At 64.6% G+C, this 1,406-nt stretch carries 1 protein-coding gene and 2 pseudogenes; 1 reads left to right on the forward strand and 2 read right to left on the reverse strand.

Annotated elements, in window-relative coordinates; translation table 11 throughout:
* Positions 1–133 precede the first annotated feature (133 nt).
* The gene (locus QH195_RS08865; protein ID WP_280423862.1) at positions 134–421 is read right to left on the reverse strand and encodes a hypothetical protein; all 288 of its coding nucleotides are present in this window, start codon (positions 419–421) and stop codon (positions 134–136) included.
* A gap of 660 nt (positions 422–1,081) precedes the next feature.
* Positions 1,082–1,228: pseudogene (locus tag QH195_RS08870) on the reverse strand (ATP-binding protein); the annotation flags it as partial.
* Between the two features lie 53 nt (positions 1,229–1,281).
* Here QH195_RS08870 and QH195_RS35190 point away from each other — a divergent pair.
* Positions 1,282–1,406, forward strand: a pseudogene (locus tag QH195_RS35190) (alpha-(1-2)-phosphatidylinositol mannosyltransferase); the annotation flags it as partial.

Below are 1,406 nucleotides of genomic sequence, written 5' to 3' on the forward strand. Positions count from 1 at the left end.
TGCCTTTTTTGGGGTTAAAACACACCCAACACCGGGCCGCGGCCCCCCCCCCCCCGCCCCCCCCCCCCCCTCGACGCCCCGGCAGCTGGCTCGGGGCGGAAGGTTCAGTTATCCGGTAGTGAACCCGGTGGCGCTACTGGGTGCGCGGCCGCGAATGGAAGCCGAGTCCCTCGTCCTGGGCGCCCATCCACGCCGACTCGTCGGATTTGCTGTCGGGTACGTAGATGGGTTCCTGGGCGCGCCGGACCACCGGTGGCGGTGGGCTCTGTTCGAACTCGTCGGCATCGATGCAGAGCCGCTCCAGGTCGTTCTCCAGTCGGCGGATCGTGCCCGCGTCCCCGTAGTGGGCGCGCAACACTCCGATGGATTGCCGGAGCTGGTTTACGGCGTACCGGAGTTCCGCGAAGTCGCTACGTGTCATGGATACCTCCTGATTTGCTCACCGGTCGCGGTGGGTGACGCCGCGTGGGCTGCCCTGGCCATCCGGCGTAGCTTGTGACCGACCACACAAGGTGATCTACAACACAGTACGGCAAAAACCAGATTCCGGCTCGTGCGATGGTCAAGATCGGATTTCGGTTGGGAGCCGATGTGCACCACTGTCAGGGCGGGCTCGTGGTGAGGTGGAATCGTCGAGGTCTTTCGAGTGGTGACTACGATTTCCGCTAGAGGGGGGAAGAAAGTCTCAGAGCGGCGCCTGGTCAGCGCAGTATTGCGCACTCTGGGGCTATCGATAGATTTTCGTAGAAATCCCGATCCTTGCGATCGGCGGGAGGTTGCGCCGGATGTCGATGCCGATCCAGGGAGCTGATATCTCGAGTTGCGGCGGTCGGGAGTAGGTCGATGGCCTATCGCATTTTCTAGCCATATCTACCCTCTGGCGTAGCGGCCGGAATACAGCTATGTCGCGCAAGGCGGGAGTGCCGCCACGCTCTTGCGTGCTGAGGCGCAGCTGCTTGCCGGCAAGGTGACGTCTGCCGAGTGGCATGTGGTTCGCTGCCGTTCCAGCTCGACCTCGATCAGGTTCTCTGACGTCGTCTAGTGAAACGGCTAGATAGGCAAATAAACAAGTAGTGACGGCTCAGGTGGTCACACTGCGCAGGTAACGCCCGAAATGTGGCACCGTGAACCCGATCGTCCCCCGCTCGGCGGAGTAGATGAGCCCCTTCTTGATCAGTCCGTCGCGAGCCGGTGACAGGGACGCGGGTTTGCGTCCCAGTTCCGTCGCCGCCCCCCCCCGCCGCCGCCCCCCCGCGCCCGGCGCCACACGGCGCGCCCCCGCCGCACCGCCACGATCACGGCCTACGCGCGGACCTCGGTGTGCCCGGCCACCCACTACTTGTGCACTGCGGACGGCTGTCGGTCGAGAAGCGGGCCGACCGCAGTATCGAGGCAGTCGCCGAGTT

The sequence above is a fragment of the Nocardia carnea genome (assembly GCF_029868855.1).
GTDB lineage: Bacteria > Actinomycetota > Actinomycetes > Mycobacteriales > Mycobacteriaceae > Nocardia > Nocardia carnea_A.

Bases quoted from the DNA above. Each gene is read 5' to 3' on its own strand.
- QH195_RS08865 (WP_280423862.1), bottom strand. From the start codon at position 421: ATGACACGTAGCGACTTCGCGGAACTCCGGTACGCCGTAAACCAGCTC.